The sequence below is a fragment of the Cellulosimicrobium sp. CpK407 genome (genome assembly GCF_051844275.1).
Taxonomy (GTDB): Bacteria; Actinomycetota; Actinomycetes; order Actinomycetales; family Cellulomonadaceae; genus Cellulosimicrobium; species Cellulosimicrobium cellulans_G.
In genome coordinates this window covers 1-7,790 of sequence record NZ_JBGNYC010000087.1, presented here as the reverse complement: position 1 = coordinate 7,790, position 7,790 = coordinate 1, and the positions used below count along the sequence as shown (strand labels likewise).

Sequence of the window (7,790 nt, the reverse complement as noted above, 5' to 3'; positions counted from 1 at the left end):
GCCCCGTACGACCTTCGAAACGCGAGCCTTTGTGGGGCCGGGGGCCCGCGCGGTGGTGCGCGCACACCACCGGGAGGTCCGGCGCCGGGCGCGCGCGGCGCGAGCGCTCACGCGATCCTCGGTGACGTCCCGGGTGCTCGCCAGGGTGCTCGGAACCGCCTTCCTCGCTCTCCTCCTCGCCCTCGCGGTGTTCGTCGTCGGCGCCGTCCTCGCCCTCGTCGTGTTCGGGCTCGTCGCCGCCGGAGTCTCCTCCGGGGTCGCCGTCGGGCTCGTGGCGGTCGGCCTCGTCGCCGTCGGGCTCCTCGTCGCCCGGGGCGTGCGGGGCTCGTCCGTCCGGGACCACGAGCGGGCCTACCGCCTGAGCCGGTTCGCCGCGGCGAACGGGTTCGACCTCGAGGCGCGGGTCGACGATCCGGAGCTGCCCAGCGGGGCGTTCCGGCTGGGCATCCTCCGCGTCGCCTGGAACGTGGTCCGCACCCGCGGTCGCCACCCGGTCGAGGTCGCGACCTACACCTACAGCGCCGGCTACCGCAACGGCGAGCCGTTCGAGTTCACCTATGCCATGGTCGGCCTCGACCGCGCCCTCCCCCACGTCGTCGTGGAGACGGCACCCGCCCGGGGCCTGCGGGGCGCCCGGGCTCCGCGGGGCGTCGAGCGCGTGTGGGAGCTGCCGGTCGACGGCCCGTTCGGCGACCGCCACCGCGCCTACGGGCCCGTGCGGTCCCCGACGGGCACCGCACGGGCCGTCTTCACCCCGGAGGTCGTCGAGACGCTCGTCCGCGGACCCCTGCCGCTCGCGGCGGAGGTGTCCGGCGACCGGCTCTTCCTGTACAGCGAACGCCCGCTCGACCTCCTCGACCCGGCGGTCTGGGAACGCCTCCTGGGGACGGCCACGGACCTGGCCGGACGCCTGTCCGGCGCGGACGGGACCGGCGCCCCGGGCGCCGCCTCCGGCACCCGGTGACGACGGCGGCCGGGACGCGAGACGCCGTCGGGAGCGGCCCCGAGATCTGGGAGAATGGGCGACCATGAGCGACTTCCCGACGAACGCGCCGACGGGCGCGGCCGATGCCACGGCAGCAACGACCTCCTCCGCCGGCCACGTAGCCGGCGACGTCGTCCGCGCGGTGGTCGCGGGAGTACCCGACCGGGTGAGCCTCGACGGGCTCGAGGAGACCTACGACGCCCGCTGGGCCGAGCAGGGGACGTACGCGTTCGACCGCTCCAGGACCCGCGAGCAGGTCTTCTCCATCGACACCCCGCCGCCGACGGTCTCCGGCTCCCTGCACGTGGGCCACGTCTTCTCCTACACCCACACGGACGTCGTCGCGCGCTTCCAGCGCATGCGCGGCCTCGAGGTGTTCTACCCGATGGGCTGGGACGACAACGGCCTGCCCACCGAGCGCCGCGTGCAGAACTACTACGGCGTGCGCTGCGACCCGACGCTCCCCTACGTCGAGGGCTTCGAGCCCCCGCACGAGGGCGGCGAGGGCAAGTCGGTCAAGGCCGCCGACCAGGTGCCGGTGAGCCGCCGCAACTTCATCGAGCTGTGCGAGCGACTGACTGCCGAGGACGAGAAGCAGTTCGAGGCGCTGTGGCGCCGGCTCGGGCTCTCGGTCGACTGGGCGCAGCACTACCAGACGATCGACGCGCGGTCCCGCACCGCGGCGCAGCGTGCGTTCCTGCGCAACCTCGCGCGCGGCGAGGCGTACCAGGCGGAGGCCCCCGGGCTGTGGGACGTGACGTTCCAGACGGCGGTCGCGCAGGCCGAGCTCGAGGCGCGCGACTACCCTGGGCACTTCCACAAGGTCGCGTTCCACCGCGTCGCGCCGGGCACCCCGGACGACGGCGCACCCGTCTTCATCGAGACCACGCGCCCCGAGCTGCTCGCGGCGTGCGTGGCGCTCGTCGCGCACCCCGACGACGAGCGGTACCAGCACCTGTTCGGCACCTCGGTGCGCTCGCCGCTGTTCGACGTCGAGCTGCCCGTCCTCGCCCACCCCGCCGCCGAGCGCGACAAGGGCGCGGGCATCGCGATGTGCTGCACGTTCGGCGACCTCACCGACGTGCAGTGGTGGCGCGAGCTGCAGCTCCCGACGCGGTCGATCATCACGCGCGACGGCCGCATCACGCGCGAGACGCCGGACTGGATCACGTCGCACGCCGGCCAGGGCGTGTTCGCCGAGCTCGCGGGCAAGACGACGTTCTCGGCGCGCCAGGTCGTCGTCGACGCGCTGCGCGACGCGGGCGACCTCGACGGCGAGCCCGTGCCGACCCAGCGCAAGGCGAACTTCTTCGAGAAGGGCGACAAGCCCCTCGAGATCGTCACGTCGCGCCAGTGGTACATCCGCAACGGCGGCCGCGACTGGACGACGGCCGACGGCACGACGCGCGACCTGCGCCAGGAGCTGCTGACCCGCGGCAAGGACCTCGCGTTCCACCCCGACTTCATGCGCGTGCGCTACGAGAGCTGGGTCGGCGGCCTCAACGGCGACTGGCTCATCTCGCGCCAGCGCTTCTTCGGCGTCGCGATCCCGCTGTGGTACCCGGTGCTGGAGTCGGGCGAGGTCGACCACGACCACCCCATCGTCCCGTCCGAGGACGTCCTGCCCGTCGACCCGTCGTCCGACGTGCCCGCCGGGTACACGGAGGACCAGCGTGGCGTGCCGGGCGGGTTCGTCGGCGAGAACGACATCATGGACACCTGGGCGACGTCGTCGCTCACGCCGCAGATCGCCGGTGGCTGGGAGGTCGACCCCGACCTGTTCGAGCGCGTGTTCCCCATGGACCTGCGCCCGCAGGGCCAGGACATCATCCGGACCTGGCTCTTCTCGACCGTCGTGCGCTCGCACCTCGAGTTCGGCTCGCTGCCGTGGAAGAACGCCGCGATCTCGGGCTGGATCCTCGACCCCGACCGCAAGAAGATGTCGAAGTCCAAGGGCAACGTCGTCACGCCCATGGGCCTGCTGGAGGAGCATGGCTCCGACGCGGTGCGGTACTGGGCCGCCTCGGCTCGCCTGGGCACCGACGCGGCGTTCGAGGTCGGGCAGATGAAGATCGGGCGCCGCCTCGCCATCAAGATCCTCAACGCGTCAAAGTTCGCGCTGTCGTTCGGCGTGGACGCCGAGACCGGGACCGGCGAGATCGTCCTCGACCCCGCGCTCGTCACCGAGACGCTCGACCGTGCGATGCTCGCCGGCCTCGCGTCCGTCGTCGAGAAGGCGACCGAGGCGTTCGAGGCGTACGACCACACGCGCGCCCTCGAGACCACGGAGACGTTCTTCTGGACGTTCTGCGACGACTACCTCGAGCTCGTCAAGGACCGCGCGTACGGCGCCGGCGCCGCGGCGTCCGACGTCTCGGCCGAGACCCGGTCCGCGCGCGTCGCGCTCGCGATCGCGCTCGACACGCTCCTGCGTCTCTTCGCGCCGTTCGTGCCGTTCGCGACCGAGGAGGTCTGGTCGTGGTGGCGCGCGTCGGAGGGATCGATCCACCGCGCGCCGTGGCCGACGTCCGACGTCGCGCGCTCGGCGGCCGGCGACGCCGACCCGGCCGTGCTCACGGCCGCGGGCCACGCGCTCGCCGCGCTGCGCAAGGTCAAGTCCGAGGCGAAGGTCTCGATGCGCACGCCGATCCTCGCGGCGCAGGTCGCCGTCCCGGCCGCGTCGCTCGCCGGCGTCGAGGCATCGGTCGTCGACGTCCGCAACGGCGGGCGCGTCACCGGCACGCTCGACCTCGTCGCGGCCACGGAGGGCCAGGGCGACCCGGCCGTCCAGGGCGGGATCGTCGTCGTCTCCTCCGAGCTCGGCGAGCCCGAGGCCCGCAAGAAGTCCTGACTCCCCCACCTGTCGTGGGCATGGAATGGGCCCGGTTCTGCGGTCAGAACCGGGCCCGTTCCATGCCCACAGCGGCCGGCGGGTCAGATGATCTCGCCGCGCAGCCTGGCGTCGTCGCCGGACATCGTCGCCGCGACCTCGCGCGGCGTGCCCTCGTCGGCCCACCGCAGGGTCGCGCCGACGCCCTCGATGAGCTCGACGCTGCCCTCGGGCGCGAACGTCAGGCCGGCGTCCTGGCCCACCGCGGCACGGACGAGCGCGACCGTCGCGGGGAGCTTCTCGAGGCCCTCGGTGACGCCCAGGTCCTGGATCTCCTCCTTGGACGCGGCGATGTGCATCGGGCTCGGCCCGATCCAGAGCGAGCGGCCGTCGAGCGCCGCGTCCTGGCCGTACTCGTCGGCCAGGACGAGCTCCTTGACCTGCCCGCGCGCGAGGACCGCCACGACGTCCTCGACGGACGTCACGGCACCCGACTCGCGCCCCTGCTCCTGACGGAACTCCGCGAGGACCTTCTCGCGCCGTCGTTCGCGGAAGCTGTCGAGCGCGTCGGCGACGTTCGCCTCGAACGCGGCCTCGTTGATGCCCGGGCCTCGACCGCCGCCCGGGACCTCGACGACGAGCTCCGCCGTCGCACGACCGAGCGCTCCGCGTACGAGGGGGACGGCGCGCACGTCCCCGGTGAGGAGCACGAGCTCGGGGCGGTACTCCGCCGCCTGGCGCTCCAGCTCGGCGGCCACCGCCTCGGCGTTGCGCTCCCACGAGTCCTCCGCGCGCGACTCGATGCGCTTGTGGGACAGGCCGCCGGTCCGGACCTTGTTGATGACGTCGTGGCCGCCCTCGACCGACTCCGGCTCCGCGTACGGCAGGTGTCCCCCCGCGACGGACCACGTGAGGTCCGCGCCCTGGCGGTCGACGACGACCCGCACGTAGTCCACCGACTCGTCCGCGGCGCGCGCCGCCTGGAGCAGCGCGGGGACGGGGCCCCACGACCCCTTCGTGAGCGCCGGCGGGTCCTTGACGACGCGGTCGACCAGCACGCCCGTGTCGTCCGCGATCAGCACACGCCCGTGGGTGCCCCCGACCCGCGTCGGCCGCAGCACCACCTCCTCGAGGTCGTCGAGGACGGCGTCGGGCGCGCCCTCCTGGCGCAGCGTGCGCCGCACGCCCTTCCAGCGGTTCTCGACCTCGCGGTCCCCGGCCTCGTTGGCCCGCGTCGCGTCGATGTACACCGTCGCGAAGGGGCCCGGGTGGCCGAGGAGGGGCTTGAGCCAATCGATCTTCATGCGAACACCTCTAGCGTCCGTCGGCGTGGCGGGCGGGCCGCCCGGCGCGCAGGTCGTGCCGACGCCGGGGCCCACCCTGGGACCCCTCCAGGGTCGGTCAGATCGACCCGCGTCGCCACCGCGCGTCGGGCAGGACCCGGCGGACGCCGACGGTCAGGACGCCGTCAGGAGTAGGTGTCGAGGACGGGCGTGCCCTCGCCCGACGCGGCGTGCTCCGCGGCGATCCGCTCGTGGTGGCGGATGACCTCGCGGACGATGAACTCGCGGAACTGCTCCGCGAACTCGGGGTCGAGGCCCGCGGCGTCGGCGATCCCGGTGAGGCGCGCGATCTGCTGCCGGTCCCGGTCGGGGTCGGCCGGCGGCAACCCTCCCTGCGCCTTGAGCTCCCCGACCCGGCGCGTGAACTTGAACCGCTCCGCGAGCAGGTGCATGAGCGCGGCGTCGATGTTGTCGATGCTGTCGCGCAGCATGAGGATCTCGGCGGGGACGGCAGCGGGGCCGGGCGGGTTCGTCACCCACTGATCCTAGGCGCGCCCGGCGACCCGAGGAACGCGATACTCGGAGTACGGAGTAAAGTGTCACGCCGTCCCTACCTGCCGTCCCACTCAGCGGAGAGTCCCATGACGGAACACGCGTCGCCGAGCCTCGTCGAGGTCTCCCCCACGGCGACCATCAGCACCCTCCTCACCGACCGTGTCGCCCGTGGACCCCACGCGACGCTCGTCGAGCGCCGGACCACCGCGGACGGCCCGTGGGAGCCCGTCACCGCGCAGGAGTTCGAGGCGGACGTCGTCGCCGTCGCGCGCGGCCTCGTGGCCCGCGGCATCGAGCCGGGAGACCACGTCGCGATCATGTCGCGCACACGCTACGAGTGGACCCTCCTCGACTTCGCGGCGTGGGCCGTGGGCGCCGTCCCTGTGCCCGTCTACGAGACGTCGTCGGCCGAGCAGGTGCACTGGATCCTGTCGGACGCCGCCGTGCGGCTCGCCGTCGTGGAGACCGCCTCCCACGCCGCCGAGGTCGCGTCCGTGCGGGACCGCCTGCCCGCCCTGGAGGACGTGCTCGTCGTCGAGGACGGCGCCGTGGACGCCCTGCGCGCCGCAGGCGCTGACGTCCCCGCCGAGGAGGTCGACCGCCGTCGCGCCGCCCAGCGGGTCGACGACCTCGCGACGGTCATCTACACCTCCGGCTCGACCGGGCGCCCCAAGGGCGTCGAGCTCACGCACCGGAACTTCGTCCACCTCGCGCTGAACGGCCGCGCCGGCCTCGCCGAGATCCTCGACTCCGACGGCGCGCGCACCCTCCTGTTCCTGCCGCTCGCCCACGTCTTCGCGCGCTTCATCCAGGTCGTCGTAGTCGCGTCGAACGCCGTGCTCGCGCACTCGTGGGACACCAAGAACCTCGTCGCCGACCTCGGGACGTTCCGCCCGACGTTCCTGCTCGCCGTGCCGCGCGTCTTCGAGAAGGTCTACAACACGGCCGAGCAGAAGACCGGGACGGGCGCCAAGCGCAAGATCTTCCACTGGGCCGCGAAGGTCGCGATCACGTGGTCGCGCGCGCTCGACACCGCGGGCGGACCGTCGTTCGGGCTGCGCGCGCAGCACGCCGTCGCCGACCGGCTCGTCTACTCGACGCTCCGGGCCGCGATGGGCGGGCAGCTCACGTACTCGATCTCCGGCGGCGCTCCCCTCGGCGAGCGGCTCGGCCACTTCTACCGCGGCGTCGGGCTGCGCATCCTCGAGGGCTACGGCCTCACCGAGACGACGGCCCCCACCGCCGTGAACCTGCCCGGCCTCACCAAGATCGGCACCGTCGGGCCCGCGTTCCCCGGCACCTCGCTGCGGATCGACGACGACGGCGAGCTGCTCGTCAAGGGCGACCACGTCTTTCGCGGCTACCGCAACCAGCCCGAGCTCACCGCCGAGGCGCTCCAGGACGGCTGGTTCCGCACCGGCGACCTCGGCGCGTTCGACGACGACGGCTACCTGCGCATCACCGGCCGCAAGAAGGAGATCATCGTCACCGCCGGCGGCAAGAACGTCGCCCCGGCGGTGCTGGAGGACCGCCTGCGCGCCCACCCGCTCGTGAGCCAGGTCGTCGTCGTGGGCGACCAGCGCCCCTTCATCGGCGCCCTCGTCACGCTCGACGCCGAGATGCTCCCGGGCTGGCTCGCGACCCACGCCCTGCCGCCCATGGACGTCGACGCCGCCGCCACGGACCCCGACGTCCTCGCCGCGCTCGACCGCGCCGTCGCGCACGCGAACGAGGCCGTCTCCCGCGCCGAGTCGATCCGGAAGATCACCGTGCTGACCTCGGACTTCACCGAGCAGAACGGCTACCTCACGCCGTCCCTCAAGGTGAAGCGCGGTCTCGTCATCAAGGACTTCGCCGACACGATCGACACCCTCTACGGCGCGAAGGTGGGCGCCGACGCCTGACCAGGCAAGGCCTGCCATCCACCGAGGCAGAACCCTGGCCGGCCGAAGCAGACCCGAGACCGCGCGAGGTAGAGCCCTGGTCACGCGAAGTAGAGCCCTGGTCCGCCGAGGTAGAGCCCTGGTCACGCGAGGTAAAGGCCGTGGTCCTGCCCGACGGCGGTCTGGTCACCTTGGGTGGTCGGGGTGGGTAGTGGTGCCGCGTCTACCATCCGCCGCTCGTTCCTCGCGGCTCC

At 73.2% G+C, this 7,790-nt stretch carries 5 protein-coding genes; 3 read left to right on the top strand and 2 right to left on the bottom strand.

Annotated elements, in window-relative coordinates; all coding sequences use genetic code 11:
• Positions 1-145 precede the first annotated feature (145 nt).
• Both ABWU78_RS20725 and valS read left to right on the top strand, forming a co-directional pair.
• Positions 146-964: a hypothetical protein gene (locus tag ABWU78_RS20725; protein WP_439159372.1), complete on the top strand. Its 819-nt coding sequence runs from the start codon at positions 146-148 to the stop codon at positions 962-964.
• A 64-nt stretch (positions 965-1,028) separates the two neighbouring features.
• Positions 1,029-3,836, top strand: a complete 2,808-nt coding sequence (valS, locus tag ABWU78_RS20720) for a valine--tRNA ligase (protein WP_439159371.1) — start codon at positions 1,029-1,031, stop codon at positions 3,834-3,836.
• Positions 3,837-3,919: 83 nt separating this feature from the next.
• Here valS and ABWU78_RS20715 read toward each other — a convergent pair whose 3' ends face one another.
• Positions 3,920-5,119 (bottom strand): baeRF2 domain-containing protein, encoded by a 1,200-nt coding sequence (locus ABWU78_RS20715; RefSeq protein ID WP_253051233.1) that lies wholly within the window; start codon positions 5,117-5,119, stop codon positions 3,920-3,922.
• 164 nt (positions 5,120-5,283) lie between these two features.
• Positions 5,284-5,634, bottom strand: a complete 351-nt coding sequence (locus tag ABWU78_RS20710; protein WP_439159370.1) for a chorismate mutase — start codon at positions 5,632-5,634, stop codon at positions 5,284-5,286.
• Positions 5,635-5,739: 105 nt separating this feature from the next.
• Between ABWU78_RS20710 and ABWU78_RS20705 the strand changes: the two genes are divergently transcribed.
• Positions 5,740-7,557: an AMP-dependent synthetase/ligase gene (locus ABWU78_RS20705; protein WP_439159369.1), complete on the top strand. Its 1,818-nt coding sequence runs from the start codon at positions 5,740-5,742 to the stop codon at positions 7,555-7,557.
• Positions 7,558-7,790: the final 233 nt, after the last annotated feature.

Excerpts from the sequence above, each read along its gene's own strand:
- ABWU78_RS20705 (WP_439159369.1), top strand. The coding sequence starts at position 5,740 with ATGACGGAACACGCGTCGCCGAGCCTCGTCGAGGTCTCCCCCACGGCG.
- valS (WP_439159371.1), top strand. The coding sequence starts at position 1,029 with ATGAGCGACTTCCCGACGAACGCGCCGACGGGCGCGGCCGATGCCACG.
- ABWU78_RS20715 (WP_253051233.1), bottom strand. The coding sequence starts at position 5,119 with ATGAAGATCGATTGGCTCAAGCCCCTCCTCGGCCACCCGGGCCCCTTC.